Raw genomic sequence first — 18,238 nt, 5'->3', positions numbered from 1 at the left:
CCAACCGGCCGTCCTTTTCAACCGACAGCAGCCACCTGCGACCGTCCGCAGGCGGCCAGGGCGCCGCCGGAACCGGAGCATGCCGCGGGCGGCCCGGCACCTGAGACGACCTGGCGCACGGGCAGCCCGGCCACCTGGATGGACGCCGGCAACAGGCCCGTGTCCCGGCGTCCAGCGGGATGATCCTTGTCACGGGCGCCGGGGGCGGCCCGGCTATCGGGGCTGCGGTAAACAGAGGGTGATGCGCCGGGTGGCAGTCCGCCCCGCCGGGCGGTCCGGCTACCGGGCGGCGGTAAACCCGGCGGTGGCAGGTCGTCGCGGATTTACGGTCCGGAGCCCGAATTCCACTACCCGCTGTTAGGCTTCGGCATTGTCGGCCTGGCCGAACGCGGTCGCGCCCGACCGGTCGATGACGACACAGCGCAGTCACTCACCGCAATCACACTGTGCTATCTGAACCATTAGCAACCAAGCAGTTACAAGCATCGGCGTCACCCTGGAGGTCTGGGATGTCACGACCACGACCACGAGTGCTGGGTGTCGTGCTGGCCGGAGGTGAGGGCAAGCGGCTCGCGCCACTCACCGCCGACCGGGCCAAGCCGGCCGTCCCCTTCGGCGGCCTCTACCGGCTGATCGACTTCGTCCTGTCGAACCTGGCCAACGCCGGCTACCTGCGGATCTGCGTGCTCACCCAGTACAAGAGCCACAGCCTGGACCGCCACATCACCACCACCTGGCGGATGAGCAACCTGCTCGGCAACTACATCACCCCGGTACCGGCCCAGCAGCGGCTCGGCCCCCGCTGGTACACCGGGTCCGCGGACGCCATCCACCAGTCCCTCAACCTCGTCTACGACGACCAGCCGGACATCGTGGTCGTCTTCGGCGCCGACCACGTCTACCGGATGGACCCGCGGCAGATGGTCGACCAGCACCTGACCAGCGGAGCCGGCGTCACCGTCGCCGGCCTGCGCGTCCCGCGGGCCGACGGCACGCAGCTCGGCGTGATCCGCCCCGGCGCGGACGGTTACACCATCGACGCCTTCCTGGAGAAGCCCGCCGACCCGCCCGGCCTGCCGGACAGCCCCGAGCAGACGTACGCGTCCATGGGCAACTACGTCTTCTCGACGGACGTCCTGATAGACGCGCTGCGGGCCGACGCGGACGACGACACCAGCGTCCACGACATGGGCGGGAACATCATCCCGATGCTCGCCAAGGCCGGCATGGCGCATGTCTACGACTTCTCCGCCAACGACGTTCCCGGAGCCAACGACCGGGACCGCGGCTACTGGCGTGACGTCGGCACCCTGGACTCCTACTTCGACGCGCAGATGGACCTGTGCGCGGTCGACCCGGTGTTCAACCTGTACAACCGGAACTGGCCCATCCTGACCAACGTCCCGTCCCTGCCGCCGGCGAAGTTCGTCCACGAGCACCCGGACCGGACCGGCACGGCCGTCAACAGCATCGTCAGCAACGGCGTGATCATTTCTGGCGGCCTGGTGCGCCACTCGGTGCTGTCGCCGGGCGTGCGGGTGAACTCGTGGGCGCAGGTCGAGAACGCGGTCGTCATGCACAACACGGTGATCGGACGACGGGCCGTGGTCCGCGACGCCGTCCTCGACAAGAACGTGATCGTGCCCGAGGGCGCCGAGGTCGGGGTGGACAAGGAGCACGACCGCGCCCGCGGGTTCGCCGTGAGCCCGGAGGGCGTGACCGTCGTCGGGAAGGGCGTCACGATCACCTGCTGACAGCCGGGCCGGGCCCGTCGACGGTGGGCTGGCGGGCCGGGCTCCGAACGGGGCCCCAGGCTTCAGCCGGCTCCGCGGGCCTCAGCCAGCTCCGGCCGGCTCCGGCCGGGCTCCAGCCGGGCTCCAGGCGCCGGCCCGGCGATCACCAACCACAGGTCACCAACCACAAGGGCGGGCATGCGCGTTTCACTGCTGACCAGGGAGTACCCACCGGAGGTCTACGGCGGCGCGGGGGTGCACGTCGAGTACCTCGCCCGCGAGCTGGCCCACCTGGTGGACCTGGCCGTGCACTGCCAGGGCGCCGACCGGCCGAGCCCGGACGGCATCGCGGTGCGCGCGCACCGGCCCTGGGACCTGCTCGCGGACGCCGGGGAGGCGCTGCGGACGGTGTCGGCCGACCTGTCCGCCACCGCCGCCGTCGCGGGCGCCGACCTGGTGCACTCGCACACCTGGTACGCCAACCTCGGCGGGCACCTGGCGTCCCTGCTGTACGGGATCCCGCACGTGATGACCTCGCACTCCCTTGAGCCGCTGCGGCCGTGGAAGGCCGAGCAGCTCGGTGGCGGCTACGCGCTGTCATCGTGGTGTGAGCGGGTCGCCATCGAGTCGGCAGCGGCCGTCATCGCGGTGAGCGGGGGCATGCGGGCGGACGTCCTGTCGGCCTATCCGGCGGTCGACCCGGCCCGGGTGCACGTCATCGGCAACGGGATCGACACCGACGAGTACGCCCCGGATCCGGGCACCGACGTCCTCGCCCGCCACGGCGTCGACCCGCAGCAGCCGTCGGTGGTGTTCGTCGGGCGGATCACCCGGCAGAAGGGCCTGCCGGTGCTGCTGAAGGCGGCGGCCGGGCTCGACCCGCGGGCCCAGCTCGTGCTCTGCGCGGGCGCGCCCGACACCGACGACCTGCTCGCGGAGGTGACCGCGCAGGTCGACCAGCTGCGCGACACCCGCAAGGGCGTCGTGTGGCTCCCGGGGATGCTGTCCAAACCCGAGGTCATCCAGCTCCTGACGCACGCGGCCGTCTTCGTCTGCCCGTCGGTGTACGAGCCGCTGGGGATCGTCAACCTCGAGGCCATGGCCTGCGGGACGGCCGTGGTCGCCTCCCGGGTCGGTGGCATCCCCGAGGTCGTCGACGATCGTGTGACCGGGCTGCTCGTCCCGCCCGAGGACCCCGCGGCGCTCGCCGAAGCCGTCAACACGCTGCTGGGCGACCCGGCGCGCGCGGACGCGATGGGCCGCCGGGGCCGGGACCGGGCCGTCGCAGAGTTCGGCTGGCAGGCCGTGGCGGAGCGGACCGCCCGCCTGTACGAGTCGGTCCTCTCCCCTGCCCGGCTCCGGCCGTCCTCCTGATCCCGCAGCCGTCCCTCGCTCCGGTCGTCCTCCTGGCTCCGGCTATCGTCCGGGGCCTGCCCGTCCTCGCCCCCACCGCCGCGGAACGAACGACGAGGGACACATGCCCTTTCTCAGTGACAGGATCGCCGTCGAAGAGATCGACGACATCCGTTGGCGCCTGCTGGAACCCGTCAGCTACGAGGGCAAGAAACAGGTCTTCACCGTGCCGACGGGGTTTACGACCGACTTCGCGTCGGTCCCACGCTTCCTCACCTGGCTGGTACCCACATACGGGCGTTACACCAAGGCGGCCATCCTGCACGACTGGCTGTGGAAACTGGCCGACGCCGGCGACTTCGACCGCGCCGACGCGGACGGGATCTTCCGCCGGGCAATGCGTGAGCTCGATGTGGCCTTCTTACGGCGGTGGCTGATGTGGGCGGCGGTGCGACTCGCCGGCGTCCGGAAATCGGGGCTGTCCACGCTGTGGCGCCCGGGGTTCGGGCAGCTCGCCGCGCTCGTCGCCGTCGCCCTTCCCGGTTTTCTCTTCGTCCTGGTTCCCGGCTGCGTCGTCCTCGCCGCGCTCTTCGTCTTCTATCTCGCCGAATCCATCGCCTTCCTGATCCTGAAAATCGGCAGCCGGCGGGCACCGACCGGAAAGCCGGTGAAAAAGGTCAACCCTCCGTCATTCCGGTGGACGCCGTCGTGAACGATCCCGCATCTTCCACGGGCCGGTGCCGAGCGGCCCGTGGATGTCAGCGCACTGCGTTTGTCGACCAGGCGTCGCCCGGTGGCTGAACTGTCGTCACCGGCCGGTGGTCGAAGGTGTCGAGAGTCATCGCATGCGACGACACCTGTTAGCAGTGGCGCTTGCCGCGACCGTTGCGGCCGCGGGACTCGTCCCGGCCGGTACCGCCATCGCCGCGCCCGGCAACCCCGGCAACCCCGGCCCTGCCGGCCCCGACGGGCCCGCGGTCACCTTCGCCCTGCTGGGCGACACTCCTTACGGCGACGCCCAGCGCGCCGTCCTCCCGCGCCTGGTCGACACCGTCAACGCCGACGCGGACATACGCTTCGTGCTGCACGCCGGTGACGTCAAGAACGGCTCGTCCACCTGTGACGACGCCCGTTTCGCCGATCTGGCACAGCTCTTCGGCACGTTCGACGATCCGTTCGTGCTGACACCCGGCGACAACGAATGGACCGACTGCCACCGTACGGCCGCCGGCGGATACCTGCCCACCGAGCGCCTGGAGGCGGTTCGCCGGGCGTTCTTCCCGGAACCGGGCCGTACCCTCGGCCGTCACCAGCTGCGGGTGGCGACACAGGCCTCCGACCAACGCCACCGCGAGTACCGCGAAAACGTGCTCTTCACCCGGAACCGGATCGTCTTCGCCACCGTGCACGTCGTCGGCAGCGAGAACGATCTGGCACCGTGGTCACAGCTGCCCGGCGGGGACCGGCCGGACCTGCGGCTGGCCGAGTTCGAGGCACGCAGGGCCGCCGCACTCGACTGGATCGACACCGCTTTTGCCACCGCCGAGCGCACCCACGCTCCCGGCGTGCTCCTGCTGATGCAGGCCGAGCCCACCGAGACCCCGGGCTTCACCGAGATCCGCCGACGTATCGCCGAACGGTCGCGCGGATACGGCAAGCCGGTCCTGCTCGTGCACGGCGACGAGCACATCTACGAGGTGGAACCCGCCTACGCCGGAGTACCCAACCTGACCCGGCTGGAGACCTTCGGCGACACCGCCACGCAGTGGTTGCGGGTCACCGCCAACCCACGCACGCCGGGCGTCTTCTCGTGGACGACGCGGACGGTGCCGTCCACCTGACGGACCGGCCGACAGGCGGGCGGGCGGCGGGCCCGGCGGATCCGGAGAGCCCCGGTCCCTGGCCTGCTCGGTGGTTCGAAGAACCGTGGTTCGAAGAACCATCGAGCAACAGGCCGGCAACCGCGGAGATGACACGGAGGACGTGACGTTGCCAACTTCCCTGCTCCGGACAGGCTGCCACAGAGCCATCGGCGGTTCGGAGTGTAACCCTTGGAAGGGTGACGACGACTGCTCTCCAGTGGCTCTCCCCCGCCGGACCGACCACCGGTACACCGCCGCGTGTCCCGGGCTCGGTGCGTCGTACCAGCACAGTTGACGTCCTGTGCCCGGGCGACACCGAAAGCCCGGTGGTGATCGTCGGCCGAGCACGCGACCTGCGCACCGTCGGGGAGCGGACGGGAACGGACAGCGACGCCCAGGTCGTGGCCGAGGCCGGCGTCCGGGTCACGATCGACTATTTCGGCGACCGGACGGTCACCGCGATCGAGTGTGACCCGGCGGTGGCCGGCAGTGACGCGCTGCTGGGCGCCCGGGCCGGTTCGGGCTTCCGTACCGCGCTGGACCGGGCCGTGCCCGAGCTGACCGTCGGGGGCACCCTGCCCGGGCTGCTCCTCGACGAGGTGCCCGTGGTCACGCTGATCTCAGGCTCGATGATCGCCCGCATCGTCGGAACGCCGTTCACCGACGTCCGCATGCCCCCGGTCGACGTCTGCGCCGGCTGGGTGGCCGGCGGCGGGCTGGACATCGCCAACCGTGAGGATCCGTCCGCCCTCATGGGCCACGGGCCGAACGCACCCAGGCTGGACGACGACAGTGATCCACTGGGCTGGCACGCCGCACCGCCACTGCCACCCGGCAGCGTCCGGCGGCGGCGCAGGATCGACGTGACACCCGGGCCGCGGCCGGGCGAGGCCGTGGTGGACGCGTTCTTCCGGGACATCTACCGCGACCTGGACGGCTCGGAAGCAATCGTGCACGAGTACGCCGTCGACGCCACGATCGACCTCGCCACCGCGACGGTCCGCGCGGCTCAGGCGACACCCCGCGTCCTGCCGGGCCCGCAGTGCCCGTTCGCCGGGGCGAGCGTCAGCCGTGTCCTCGGCCAGCGCCTGGCCGGGCTGCGCCACGGGCTGCGCTCCTCCATGACCGGGCCGACGACCTGCACCCACCTCACCGACCAGCTCCGCGCGCTCGCCGACGTCCACGCCCTGCTCCCGCTGCTGGCCTGACCGTCACGTCAGAAATTCACGCATCCGTTCACCGACCGTCGCCTTTACCTGATGGTAATCAACACCGTCCACTCGATAGAGATGACGGGCTCGTGTCGCTGTCCACGCACTGTCGGCCAGGAGCCCGTTCATGGATCATTCTTGCCCTTCGCCACGTGGTCGGTCCTTCGTGCGGCGCCTGCTGCTGCCCGTACTCGCCGTAACCATGGCCGGCGGCTTCACCGGGATTGTCGCGGCCCCGGCCTTCTCGGCCTCGCCCGACGTGGTGATCAGCGAGGTTTACGGCGGCGGCGGCAACAGCGGCGCGCCGTATCTCAACGACTTCGTGGAGCTGTACAACCGGGGCACCACGGCGGTCAGCGTTGCCGGCTGGTCCACGCAGTACGCGTCCGCGTCCGGTACGAATTATCTCGTCACCGCGTTGTCCGGCACGATCCAGCCCGGCGCCAGGTATCTGGTCAGGCTCGGCTCCGGCGGCAGCCAGGGCGCCGCGCTGCCCACCCCGGACGCGACCGGCACGACGAACCTGTCGGCCACCTCCGGCAAGGTCGCGCTCGTCACCAGCACCACCGCCCTGACCTGCGGCGGCAACTGCGACACCGCGCCGGGGGTGAAGGACTTCGTCGGCTACGGCGGCGCGAACGACTACGAGACCTCCCCGGCCCAGGCCCTGTCCAACACCACCTCGGCGACCAGGTCGAACCCGGCTACCGACAGCGACAACAACGCGAGCGACTTCGCCAAGGTCAGCCCCACCCCGCAGAACTCCCAGGGTGGCGGGGGCGGCGGCTGCGCCGGCTACACCACCCGCATCCGGGACGTCCAGGGCAGCGCGCACATCTCCCCACGTAACGGCCAGCCGGTGTCCGACGTGCGCGGTGTGGTCACCGCGGTGACGGGCAACGGCTTCTGGTACCAGGACCCGTGCCCGGACGCGAACGACGCCACCTCCGAAGGCCTGTTCGTGTACACCTCCAGCGCGCCCACCGCCACCGTCGGCCAGGAGGTCGCGGTCGGCGGGACCGTCTCGGAGTACCGGCCGGGCGGGTCGGGCAGCACGAACCTGACCACCACGGAGATCACTTCACCGTCCGTCTCCGTACTGGGCACCCGGGCCGTCCCGGCGGTGGCCGTCATCGGCACCGGCGGCCGGGTACCACCGGCCACAGTGATCGACAACGACGCCACGGGCAGCGTCGAGACCTCGGGCACCTTCGACCCCGCCACCGACGGCATCGACTTCTACGAGTCCCTGGAGGGCATGCGCGTCCAGGTGAACAACCCGGTGGCGGTGGGCCCGGCCAACAGCTACAACGAGATCCCGGTGCTCGGTGACGACGGCGCGAACGCGTCCGTGCGCACCACCCGCGGCGGCATCGTGACCCGCCAGACCGACGCCAACCCGGAACGGATCATCCTGGACGACGCCGCGCTGGCCGGCTCCACGCCCGCCGGGGTGAACGTGGGCGACCACTTCTCCGGCCCGGCGGCCGGCGTCCTCGACTACTCCTTCGGCAACTTCAAACTGCTGCTGACCAGCGCGATCAGCCGAGTGGCGGGCGGGCTCACAGCGGAGAGCACCGGTGGGCCGGGCGCCGGGCAGATCTCGGTCGCCACGTTCAACGTGGAGAACCTCGACCCGTCCGACCCGCAGAGCAAGTTCGACGGGCTGGCGCACCAGATCGTGACCAGCCTGGCCGCGCCGGGGATCATCACCGTCGAGGAGGTCCAGAACAACGACGGGGCGACCAACAGCTCGGTGGTGGCCGCCGACCAGACCTGGACCAGGCTGATCAACGCGATCGGTGCCGCGGGCGGGCCGGCCTATACCTACCAGCAGATCAGCCCGGTGGACGATCAGGACGGCGGCGAGCCCGGCGGCAACATCCGCGTCGGTTTCCTGTTCCGCACCGACATCGGGCTCACCTTCGCCCCCGGCACACCCGGCGGCTCCACCACCGCGGTGGCCGTCTCCGACAGCGGCAGCCCCGCCGACCGGGTGAACCTCAGTGTCAACCCCGGCCGGATCGACCCGACCAACTCGGCCTTCAACGCCAGCCGCAAGCCGCTGGTCGGCAAGTTCTCCTTCAACTCCAAGCCACTGTTCGTGATCGCCAACCACTGGAACTCCAAGGGCGGTGACGACCCGCTGTTCGGCCGCTACCAGCCGCCGGCCCTCGCCAGCGAGACGCAGCGCAACCAGCAGGCGACGGTGGTGCGGAACTTCGTCCAGTCGATCCTGGCGATCGACAGCCAGGCACGGATCGTGGTGGCCGGCGACCTGAACGACTTCCCCTACTCGGCGCCGGTGCAGACCCTGACCAGCGCCGGCCTGACCGACCTGCCGGCCACCCTGGCCGACGCCGAGCGCTACACCTACGTCTACGACGGAAACTCGCAGGTCCTCGACCACATCCTGCTCTCCGCCGCGCTGGCCGGCGCCGCGCACAGCTACGACGTGGTCCACGTGAACTCCGAGTTCGCCACCCAACAAAGCGACCACGACCCCCAGGTAGCCCACCTCACCCTGCCCTGAGTTTCCGCACCCCGGCGTTTCTCCGCAGCAGGACCTGGTGCCGGTCACCGTACATGGCGGCCGGCACCTCCGAGTCGGCACTCCCAAACAAAAGCGATCATGTTAACGAGTACGTAAGTGGCTGCCCCAGCAACCACTTACACACTCGTTCCGGCGCGGGAGTGCGGTGGGGATAGATCTACAGAATCGATCATGATGCCGTCCGTCGCGACCTCCCTGGCCAGCCCGACGGTCATGGCGCCCCTGGATGCGGCGTATTGGGCTGTCAGGTCCTTTGCGCAGGCAGTGGGGTCGTGCGCCGTTCAGGGATGTGAGGCGCGTGGGTGGCGGCGATGGAGGCTCGCCCCCCCGTTGCGTCCGGAACCGGATGCGCCGGGGCGGGCGGCCGGGCGTCAGCGAAGGGTTTCGGCGATGCGCTGTCGCAGCGTCGCGTCACCGAGGTTGTCGATGGTGCGCCAGGCCGCGTCGGTGACCTCCTCGGTCTGAAGCTGGTGAACGTCGGCGGTGGTGCGGAAGAGGAACCGGACGTCGACGTGCCGGTGCTCCGGCTCGCCCTTGGCGTCGTTGGCGGGGATGGGGTGGACGTCGATGTGGATGGGGTGGACGTCCGCGGGGGTGACCGCGTTGGTGGGGATGCCGGTTTCCTCGGCGAGTTCGCGTAGGGCTGCTTCCAGTAGCGAGGTGTCCTGGGTCTCCAGGTGGCCGCCGGGCAGGAGCCACGTGTCGAGTGCTCGGTGGTGGATGTGCAGGATGCGTCCGTCGGCGTCGGCGAGGATCGCGCCGGCGGTCGCGTGGCCGCGGAACTCCCCGCGGGAGGTGAGGTCGGCGCCGGTGTCGAGGAGGTCGAGAACGGGCGCGAGGCCGGGTTTCTCCTCGGGGTGGGTGTCGAGGTAGGTGGTCAGGGTGGCGCGGATGTGGTCTGCCGTGATGGCCAAGTTGATCACCTGTTGAAGTAGGAGAGCCAGATAGCCGCGATCGCGGCGCGGTCGGCGGCGGGAACCTCGTGCATACCGGGAGTGAGATCGCCGCGGGTGAGCATCCTGATCCCGGCGAGTATCTCGGCTTGGACCAGGTAGGCGTCCCCCGACTCGCAGGATCACGGCGCTCGCTACGGCCGCTCGAACTCCCCGGCCCTCGCGCCGCCCAGGAAGGCATCCCACTCACGCGGTCGCGATACAGCTCATCAAGCAGCTGCCCTTCCCCATCACCGCTCCTCCCCAGACCCCACACGTGTGGCGGGACGACTACACCCCGGAGACGGACGACCTCACCTCGCCCCGGCCGATCCCCGAGGAACTGCAGAAGCAGAACTGGTCACCCGGGCCGTACGACCAGGGGCTCATCGACGCGCTGCGGGCCAAGCTGGCGGCCGACCACCCGTCGGTGACGAGCCTCTAGACGAGTAGGTCCGAACGGTTGGGTCGGTCAGTGGCCGTAGGCGATCAATGATCGGGTGACGGGCGCGGCGGTCTTGTTGTTGTGCCAGATCGCCGCGGCCATCGCCAGTAGCCGCTGGCGACCCGGATCGCGACGCCCTCGAAGGTTCGGCCGCCGTGTTGTTCCAGGTCAGGCTGCCCTTTGAGGGTGTCGTTGACCGACTCGACCAGGTGTCGGCGCGCGCCCACACCTCACCCTGCCGCACGCCGCAGGTCCTCCAGCCTGGCATACTCGGCCGCCAGGTAGTCCGGGGTGACGCCCAGGGCGGCGTTGCGCTGCTGCTGGCGGGCGAACCGGACGGTCCAGATCGACTCGGCCAGCATCTTGTCCACCCACGCCGACAGCGTCATCCCGGCGGACACGGCCGACGGAAAGATGTTTCGTAGTGTTTTGTCATAAAGTTTCATTGAATTTAAGAATGATGCGGATGAAGCACCCGTAGCGGCTGGTTCCGGGGCTGTCGAGGCAGGACGAACGATCCGGGGTCGGGCCGATGCCCGACAGGCCTGTCGTGGACGTCGTAGACATCGGGGGCGTCATGGCCTGCCAGGCGCGCCTGGTTCGCGGGCGGCTACCGCGGTTGGCGTGATCGGGCGTGATCGGGTATGTGTCCGTTGCGCTCGTGGGCATGTCCTACGAAGGCACGTCCCGCGGCTCCGAAGAAGACGACCCCGAAGAAGGCGGCGAAGAGGGCCGCGATGACGGGACGGTGTCCTCGACGGCGGCTATGAACTCGGTGGCGAGGGAGGCCAGGGCGTCGTAGTGCCGGTGGTAGCCGTACCGCTGCCGCAGGGTGCCCCAGTCGTTGAACTCCGCCGCCTCCGCGATCTCCGTCGAGTCCGGGATCCGGGAGCTGAACACGCGCAGGCCGGTCTCCTTGCCGGAGCGGGCCAGGTAGTCGGCGGTCTGCCGGTGCAGCGAGACGTTCGCCCGGTACTTGCTGACGACCAGGCCGACGGCGGGGATGACCCGGCCCACGCTCGTGGCGAACTTCTGGATCCTGGACCGTATCTGCGGAATTCCGTACGTGGACATGACGTCCGGGATCGTCGGGACAATGTAGCCGTGCGAGATCCGCAGCCCGTTCAGGGTGAGCACGCTCAGGTTCGGCGGGCAGTCCACGAGGATGTAGTCGTAGTCGTCGGCGATCTTCTCGATCTGCCGGTGCAGCAGCTCCACCGGGTTGTGGCCGCCGACGGCGGCGGGCGGCCCGGCGGCCGACAGCAGCCTGTCCTGGAGGTCGATGAGGTCCAGCGAGGAGGCCAGCAGGTCGACCTGGGTGACGCTGGCCACCGGGGAGACATCCCGCTGCAACGCCTGGTGGACGTCGAAGAGGCCGCCGGCCGGGCCCGGGTCCACCGCGTCCCGGAAGAGCGTCGCGAGCGTCCGGCCGGAGTCGTTGAGCTCCTGCCAGCGCGCTTCGCCGATCATGAAGACGGTCAGGTTCGTCTGCGGGTCGAGATCGATGATCAGTACTCGCCTGCCGTGCTCCCCGGCCAGAATCTCCGCCAGGGCCGCGGTGATCGTCGTCTTGCCGACGCCTCCCTTGAGGTTGATCGTCGAGATGATGTGCGTCAACGTCGTTCCCCCGCCTACCCTCACCGGCGCGGGGCCGCCGCGGTGAGATCCGACCAGATGAACCGCCACGATAGCGCGCACCTCCGATCATGGTGACGGCCCGGGACGGGCTGACGAGCCCACAGCCGCGTCGCCGTCGTCCCTCCGGTCACGCGGGCGGCCTCCCCGGCCGCGGATCCGTCACCTCAGGATGACGGATCCGCGGTCGTCCTGCGCCGGCTCACCTTCGGCTCGATCCGACGGATCATGTACGCGGTCAGTACCAGTGCGGCGACGCCCACCCCCATCCCGGCGAGGATGTCGAGGAACCAGGTGGATCCGCTGTGCTCCCACAGCGGATCCGGCGGATCGCCCCGGGGCCCGACGCGGCCGAGCTTGGCGACCTCGTTGAGGTTGGCGGTCGAGCCCAGCGCGGCAAAGCCCCAGCGGGCCGGCGCGATCCAGCTCACCTGTTCGAGCACCGGCCGTCCCACCGCCGACACCAGGCCCCCGGAGAGCACGAGCTGGGCCATGGTGACCAGCACGAGCACGGGCATGGTCTTGTCGGCGTTGTCCACCAGCGTCGACACCAGCAGCCCGATCATCATCGATGACAGCGCCGCCACGACCACCGCGATCAGACACTCCCCGAGGGGCGAGCCGAGCAGTACCGCATCGGCCGGCAGGCGCCCGAGTAAACCGATCAGGGTGAACACCACGCACTGACAGGTGGTGATCGCGGTCAGAACCGCGATCTTCGAGCCGAGGTAGGCGGTGCGCGACAGGCCGATCGTGCGCTCCCGCCGGTAGATCGGCCGCTCCTTGACGATCTCGCGCACGGAGTTCGCCATCCCCATGAAGCACGCGCACAGCACGAGCACGACCAGCACCTTGGTCGCGTCCGGATTGGGCTCCCGCAACGGCGCCAGACCGTCCTTCGCCGGGATGACCCTTGGGATGATCCCGAGCAGGAACGGGAACGCGATGATCAGTCGCAGGTAGGAGCGGTCCGCGAACACGACCCGCAGGTACCGCCTGACCAGCGTCGAGAGCTGCGCCGTCACCGGCTGCTGGCGGATGCCGGGCAGCAGCGCCGGCGGGCGGCGCACGACCGGCGCGACAACGGCGGACGGGACGTAGTACTCGGACGCGCGGAAGCGGGCCGCGAGCACGTCGCCCGGGGTCGCCTCCAGCTCCCGGAAGACGGCCACGAACTCCTTGAAGTCCTTCTTGCCGAAGAAGCGCAGCGCACCCTCGCTCGGGCCGAAGTAGGCCACGTGGCCGCCGGGAGCGAGCACCAGCAGGTAGTCACAAAGATCAAGAAACAAAACACTGTGCGTGACCACGATCACCGTACGGCCCTCGCCGCCGGTAGCGGCGCCCGCGGCGGCACCGGCCGCGCCGTCGCTGCCGTGGGCGAGCCCGTGCAGCGCCTCCATCACCGACTGGTCGTTCGCCGGGTCAAGGCCGGAGGTGGGCTCGTCCAGGAACAGCAGGGTCGGGCGGGTCAGCAGCTCAAGAGCGACGCTGGTCCGCTTGCGCTGCCCGCCCGACAGCCGGCTCACCGGCGTGTCGGCATGGCCGTGCAGCCCGAGCTGGGAGATGACCTCCCGGACCCGGCTGCGCCGCTCCTCCACCGTCGTGTCCGCGGGGAAGCGCAGCTCGGCGCCGTACTCCAGGGCCTGGCGGACGGTGAGCTGACCGTGCAGCGGGTCGGCCTGCGGGACGTAGCCGATCCGGCGGCGCAGCTCGTCGTACTCGGCGTAGAGATCCCGACCGGCGTAGCGGACCACGCCGGCGTCTGCCGGGCGGAACCCGGTGAGCGCGTTGAGTAACGTCGACTTGCCCGCGCCGCTCGGGCCGACGACGCCGAGCAGCGACCGGGCCGGCAGCCGGAACGTGACGTCGTGCATGAGCTGCTTGGGGCCGGCCCACACCGACAGGCTCTTCACCTCGAAGGTGACGTCGCCGCCGTCGACGTACTCGACCAGCGTGCCGCCGTCGAGCTGGAACAGGTGGTGCCCGATCGCGATGACGTCACGCTGCGCCACGAACGCCTGGGCCACCCGCTGACCGTTGACGAACGTGCCGTTGGCCGACCCCAGATCGACGACCTCGACGGCGACGCCGGCAGCGTTATCACCTTCCATGATCTTACCGTTACCTTGATCGCCGACGATGGCACCACCGGCCCTGCTGCCGCCCACGCCGCTACCGCCCACGCCGCCGTCGACCCGGCGCTGCGGGCCGATCCGGAGCTGGGCATGGTGTCGAGAGGCCAGTAAGTCGTCCACGACCACGTCGTTGTCCTGGGAGCGGCCCAGCATCATCCGCCCGGGACGCAGCCGGTGGACCCTGCGGTCGTGGCCCACCACCTGATGTTGGGACGTTGACACGTCGTCGTCGGCCGCACCGCCCCGGAGCACCCGCCCGGCCCGCGGGCCGCTGGCGTCACCAGCGCCGGCCAGCGCGGTCAGCGGGTCGCCAGGCCGCTCCGTCCAGCCCGGCGGCTGCGGGTGAGGAGCGGAGCGCGGCACGAAAACGATCTCCGGCCCGTCCGCGGCGCCAAGGCGGATCCGGACCTGACCACCATGTGAGGTGACGTTGACGTTGCCCACCCGCCTGCCGTCACGCCACAGGCCGTTGGCGCTGGTGTCACGCACCAGCCAGCCGTCGGTGCCCGACTCCAGGATCAGATGCCGTCGGGACACGCGCCGGTCGACGACAACGACATCGGCCTGACGTGCCCGCCCGACCACATACGGCCCAGCCCCCGCGAGGACAACCTGCCCGTCCGGGGTGTCGACCTGCAGCGCGGTCCCATCCACCTGCTCATCTCCCCCCGCGGCCGGAGGTTGGCGGCCACCGGGCCAGTCGCTACCGGCGTCCTTCGCCGGAGCGATCATAACTGCCGCATCCGCACGGAATCGGGGGTTTCGACCGAACGGGCCGGCCGGCGACAACGCGGCCGGCGGCGGTGTGACCGGTGGTGCAACCAGCGACACGACGAGTGGCTCGACCAGCGCTCCGACGGCTCCGACGGCTCCGACGGTGGTCGTGACCAGCGGCAGGCCAGCGCGGAGGCGGTCGGATATCCGACATCGGATGCCGAGTGCCGGACGCCGCCTCGTCGGTGCCGCGGCCGCGCCGTCGTGTCGTCAGCGTCGTCCGTGTCATCACCTTCACTCGAGCGACGGCCTCCGCCTCGGAGATCATCCGGTGCCGCGGCATGTACGCTGTCCCCGTCCGGGGGAAAACTTCGGAAAAATTACGGAGCGGCCCCCTTGTCCGTACTGAAGCGTTTTCCTGTCCTGACGGCCGGAATTATCCTCTGTACGACGCTGGCCGGAATGGTCGTGTGGTCGCTGCCGGACCTGGCAGGCCGCCCGCCGGCACGGCAGCCGGCAGTGGCGTCGACCACCTCCGCAGCCGTCCCCGCAGCCGTCCCCGTCACCGCTCCTACCGGTGCGGCGCCAGCAGGCGGCGCGGCGGCCGGCGCGTCCGGCGGTGTGGAAAAAACCGGCGGCGCGAATACCGGCGGCGCGAATACCGGCGCGGCCAGGCCGCCCGGTTTCGGCCGGGCCGGCAAGCTTGTGTTCGGCCTCGGCCCCTCCCTCGACAGCGACTCGGCCTCACCCGTCGCCGACCAGCTGGGAATGTTCACGACCTGGTACAACAGCCCCAATGACTTCGGTTTTCTCACCGACTGGTCGAAGGACCTGATTCCGCGGGTCTACGCCGGTGGGCGCGCGATCCATCTCGTCGTGTGGCTCGGCGGGGCGGGCAGGGTCACCACCGTGCAGACCAGGTACGGGCCGGCCTGCGGGCGGGACTACCCCCTATCGTCGTCGTTCCTCAGCGACACCCGCCGGCTCGCCCAGATATTCGGCGGCGCGGCGGACGGGCCGCCGCTGTACGTCACACTGTTCACCGAACTGCAGACCTACCCGTGCAAGGCCAACACCTGGGCCGCCACCCCGGAGGTGACGAACTACTACCTCAAGCTCAAGGACCAGTACACCGCCGCCATGGGAATCTTCCGCTCGACAGCGCCGAACGCCCGGATCTCCCTCGGCTGGGGTGGCTGGCAGGCCCGCTGGGACGACCCCGGGAAGGGCGGCGGGAAATCACTGATCGGGTATTTCGACGACGTGCTGCGGCAGTCGGACTTCCAGAGCTTCCAGGCGATGGACTCGAAGAACAACGTCGACGACATCCGTGACATGACCCGAATCCTCGGGAAATACGGCCCGGTCATGGTCGCGCACTACAAACCCGACGACGGCTCGGCGGACACCTGGCACAACGATCTGCGGGCGGTTTTCACCGACGACTACATACGCCAGGTCACCGGCGCCGGCCTGTTCGCGTTCAGCCTGATGGACAGCGAACACCTGACCGCCGACACCGAATCCCTGCGGCTCGTCCGCGACGCCGCCACCCGCTACGGCACCCGAACCGGTTAGCGCACCGTCGCGCAGGTCTCCGCCGCCAGCCGGCCGCTGAAACACGATTCAGACATATCGAGATCAGAATCAGCCCGCATGATGCCGATGTCTGCCGCCGCGACCTGCCCCGCCCTACCAGGCGGTCATCGGCGCCGCCGATCGTCGGATCAGCGTCAGAGCCGGCCGAGGTCGAGCTTCACGGGGAAGGGTGCCGTGGTGTCGAGCACACCGACGAACACCTCCGCGTTCCGGTAGGTCCTGGTCGCCGGGTCGAGGACATGGGTGTACACCAGCGGAGCACCGGTGGCGGACCCCTCGATCCGCCAGTAGTAGGCAATGCCGGATCTGGCGTACTGGTCCGCCTTCACGATCCTGTCCGTGGTCTCCGAACCCGGCGAGACGATCTCCGCAATCAGCAGCACGTGCTCCGGACGGGTGGGCGTGACATCGATCGTGTCCGCGCGGTACACCACGACATCCGGACGCCGATTGGTCAGCGGCACGTCCTGCAGCCGGACGTCGAAGTCCGTATCGGCGTTCCAGTCCGCCCCGCCGGCCGTGTCCAGGGCATTCGCGAGGATCCGGGCCAGCCGGTTGTGCCGCATGGACGCGCTGGGGCTTACAACGATCATTCCATCCACGATCTCGATGCCCGCGCACTGGTCCTCGGACCAGGAGTCATACTGCTCCGCAGTGATCTGTTCGTGCATACATGCGGGAGCGACCATCTCCGCGGCCATGGCACACCTCCTGCGAACCCACGCGGCAGACCTGGGGCTGCCTGACGCCGGGACGTGCCTGACGCCGGGACGTGTCCGACGCCGCGCGCCGCTGGGATCAAGCATACCGTGAGCTCTGCGCGGTCCCCACGCTACGGCGGGGACCGCGCAGAGCACCCGGGAATCCGGGGCGAGGATGATGGCCACGGCGCTTTCCACGGGCCCGGCGGGCGATCCCGGGAACAGGGATCCGGGCGATGCGGAGGAGCATGCAGCGGTTCGAGGACCGGTGGGTGGTGTCGGCGAGCGACGTCGTCGACGCGCTCGAGTGCGGGCACCGGCTCGCGCTGTCGCACGCCCACGCGGCCGGGGTACGGCTGGACGACGACACCACCGGCGAGCCGATCACGGCCGGTGAAGCGGACGAACTGCTGGTCCGCCACGGTGACGCGCACGAACGGCGGTGGCTCGCGCACTTCGTCGGCATCTTCGGCGCCGACGCCGTCGCGATGATCGAACGCCCCGAGAGCGGTCTGGCCGCGCTGGAGGCCGCCCGGGAGCAGACCCGTGCGGCCGTCGCGGCCGGGGCCGCCGTTATCTACCAGGCGGTGCTCTTCGACGGCTCCTACCAGGGACGGCCCGACTTCCTGGTCGCCACGCACCTCGACCCGGTCACCGGCGCGCGCACCGGCGAGGCCGTGCCCGGCCGCTACGAGCCGTACGACGCCAAGCTCGCCCGGCACGCCCGTCCCGCGGCCGTGGTGCAGCTGGCCTCCTACGCCCGGGCGCTGCCGACGATCGGGGTGGCCGCCGCGCGGCGCATCCACCTGTTACTCGGCGACGGCCGGCTGGAGTCGCTGCGGGTCGAGGACGTCGCGCCCATGGTCGACCACGCCCGGGGCAGGCTGACCGCGCAGCTCGAGCACCCGCCCGCGGCCCCCCGGCCGTCCTGGGGCGATCCGCGGCCCGCCTGCGGGGCCTGCGCGTTCGCCGCCCACTGCGAGCGGGGCCGGGAAGCCGCCCGTGACCTGTCGCTGGTCGCCGGCCTGCGCACGGACCAGCGGCGCAAGCTGCGGGCCGCCGGCATCACCTCGGTCGAGGAGCTTGCCGCCGCGGGCGACGAGCGGCGCCCCGCCTCGATGGCGGCGGCGACGTTCGCCGGGCTGCGGCTCCAGGCACAGTTACAGATCATCCAGGACGCGACCCGCACCGACGAGGACCGGACCGGCACGGTGACCGTCCGGGTGGTCGCGCCCGACGGGCTCGCGTCCCTGCCGGCGCCGGATCCCGGCGATATCTACTTCGACATGGAGGGCGACCCGTACGCGCTGGACAACGCCGGTCTGGAGTACCTGTTCGGCGCCGTCACCCTCGACGTCTCCGCC

14 protein-coding genes and 1 pseudogene are annotated in these 18,238 nt (G+C 70.3%); 9 read left to right on the top strand and 6 right to left on the bottom strand.

The window, feature by feature from the left end; translation table 11 throughout:
* The first annotated feature begins 509 nt into the window (after positions 1-509).
* The 6 genes from glgC to AC5LUJ_RS05465 all read left to right on the top strand — a co-directional run bounded on the left by glgC (position 510) and on the right by AC5LUJ_RS05465 (position 8,692).
* On the top strand, positions 510-1,754 hold the full coding sequence (gene glgC, locus AC5LUJ_RS05490) for a glucose-1-phosphate adenylyltransferase (protein WP_250283662.1): 1,245 nt from the start codon (positions 510-512) through the stop codon (positions 1,752-1,754).
* 177 nt (positions 1,755-1,931) lie between these two features.
* Positions 1,932-3,107, top strand: coding sequence for a glycogen synthase (gene glgA, locus AC5LUJ_RS05485; RefSeq protein ID WP_250283664.1), 1,176 nt, complete (start codon positions 1,932-1,934; stop codon positions 3,105-3,107).
* A 103-nt stretch (positions 3,108-3,210) separates the two neighbouring features.
* Positions 3,211-3,798 (top strand): DUF1353 domain-containing protein, encoded by a 588-nt coding sequence (locus AC5LUJ_RS05480; protein WP_250283666.1) that lies wholly within the window; start codon positions 3,211-3,213, stop codon positions 3,796-3,798.
* Between the two features lie 133 nt (positions 3,799-3,931).
* Positions 3,932-4,927 (top strand): metallophosphoesterase, encoded by a 996-nt coding sequence (locus tag AC5LUJ_RS05475; protein WP_250283668.1) that lies wholly within the window; start codon positions 3,932-3,934, stop codon positions 4,925-4,927.
* A gap of 218 nt (positions 4,928-5,145) precedes the next feature.
* On the top strand, positions 5,146-6,156 hold the full coding sequence (locus AC5LUJ_RS05470) for a DUF2889 domain-containing protein (RefSeq protein WP_493464566.1): 1,011 nt from the start codon (positions 5,146-5,148) through the stop codon (positions 6,154-6,156).
* 169 nt (positions 6,157-6,325) lie between these two features.
* Positions 6,326-8,692, top strand: coding sequence for a DUF8508 domain-containing protein (locus AC5LUJ_RS05465; protein WP_493464565.1), 2,367 nt, complete (start codon positions 6,326-6,328; stop codon positions 8,690-8,692).
* Between the two features lie 392 nt (positions 8,693-9,084).
* On the opposite strand, the gene AC5LUJ_RS05460 is transcribed toward AC5LUJ_RS05465, so the two are convergent.
* Positions 9,085-9,636, bottom strand: coding sequence for an NUDIX domain-containing protein (locus AC5LUJ_RS05460; protein ID WP_250283672.1), 552 nt, complete (start codon positions 9,634-9,636; stop codon positions 9,085-9,087).
* 286 nt (positions 9,637-9,922) lie between these two features.
* Between AC5LUJ_RS05460 and AC5LUJ_RS05455 the strand changes: the two genes are divergently transcribed.
* Positions 9,923-10,090: a hypothetical protein gene (locus AC5LUJ_RS05455; RefSeq protein WP_250283674.1), complete on the top strand. Its 168-nt coding sequence runs from the start codon at positions 9,923-9,925 to the stop codon at positions 10,088-10,090.
* Positions 10,091-10,117: 27 nt separating this feature from the next.
* Here the strand turns inward: AC5LUJ_RS05455 and AC5LUJ_RS05450 are convergent.
* From AC5LUJ_RS05450 to AC5LUJ_RS05435, 4 genes and pseudogenes are all read right to left on the bottom strand, one after another.
* A pseudogene (locus AC5LUJ_RS05450) lies at positions 10,118-10,305 on the bottom strand (IS982 family transposase); the annotation flags it as partial.
* A 15-nt stretch (positions 10,306-10,320) separates the two neighbouring features.
* Positions 10,321-10,479: a hypothetical protein gene (locus AC5LUJ_RS05445; protein ID WP_157180533.1), complete on the bottom strand. Its 159-nt coding sequence runs from the start codon at positions 10,477-10,479 to the stop codon at positions 10,321-10,323.
* A gap of 283 nt (positions 10,480-10,762) precedes the next feature.
* On the bottom strand, positions 10,763-11,707 hold the full coding sequence (locus AC5LUJ_RS05440; RefSeq protein WP_250283676.1) for a ParA family protein: 945 nt from the start codon (positions 11,705-11,707) through the stop codon (positions 10,763-10,765).
* A gap of 185 nt (positions 11,708-11,892) precedes the next feature.
* Complete coding sequence (locus AC5LUJ_RS05435) at positions 11,893-14,514, bottom strand: ATP-binding cassette domain-containing protein (RefSeq protein ID WP_250283678.1); 2,622 nt, start codon at positions 14,512-14,514, stop codon at positions 11,893-11,895.
* A gap of 522 nt (positions 14,515-15,036) precedes the next feature.
* Here AC5LUJ_RS05435 and AC5LUJ_RS05430 point away from each other — a divergent pair.
* Positions 15,037-16,152 (top strand): hypothetical protein, encoded by a 1,116-nt coding sequence (locus AC5LUJ_RS05430; protein ID WP_250289740.1) that lies wholly within the window; start codon positions 15,037-15,039, stop codon positions 16,150-16,152.
* 155 nt (positions 16,153-16,307) lie between these two features.
* Here the strand turns inward: AC5LUJ_RS05430 and AC5LUJ_RS05425 are convergent, their stop codons facing one another.
* The gene (locus AC5LUJ_RS05425) at positions 16,308-16,862 is read right to left on the bottom strand and encodes a Uma2 family endonuclease (protein ID WP_250283690.1); all 555 of its coding nucleotides are present in this window, start codon (positions 16,860-16,862) and stop codon (positions 16,308-16,310) included.
* Positions 16,863-17,110: 248 nt separating this feature from the next.
* Between AC5LUJ_RS05425 and AC5LUJ_RS05420 the strand changes: the two genes are divergently transcribed.
* Positions 17,111-18,238 (top strand): TM0106 family RecB-like putative nuclease (locus AC5LUJ_RS05420; RefSeq protein WP_493464564.1); only part of this gene is annotated, 1,128 nt, incomplete at its 3' end.

This window comes from Protofrankia sp. CiP1_Cm_nod3 (assembly GCF_982290655.1).
This window is presented reverse-complemented; position numbering and strand designations above follow the sequence as displayed.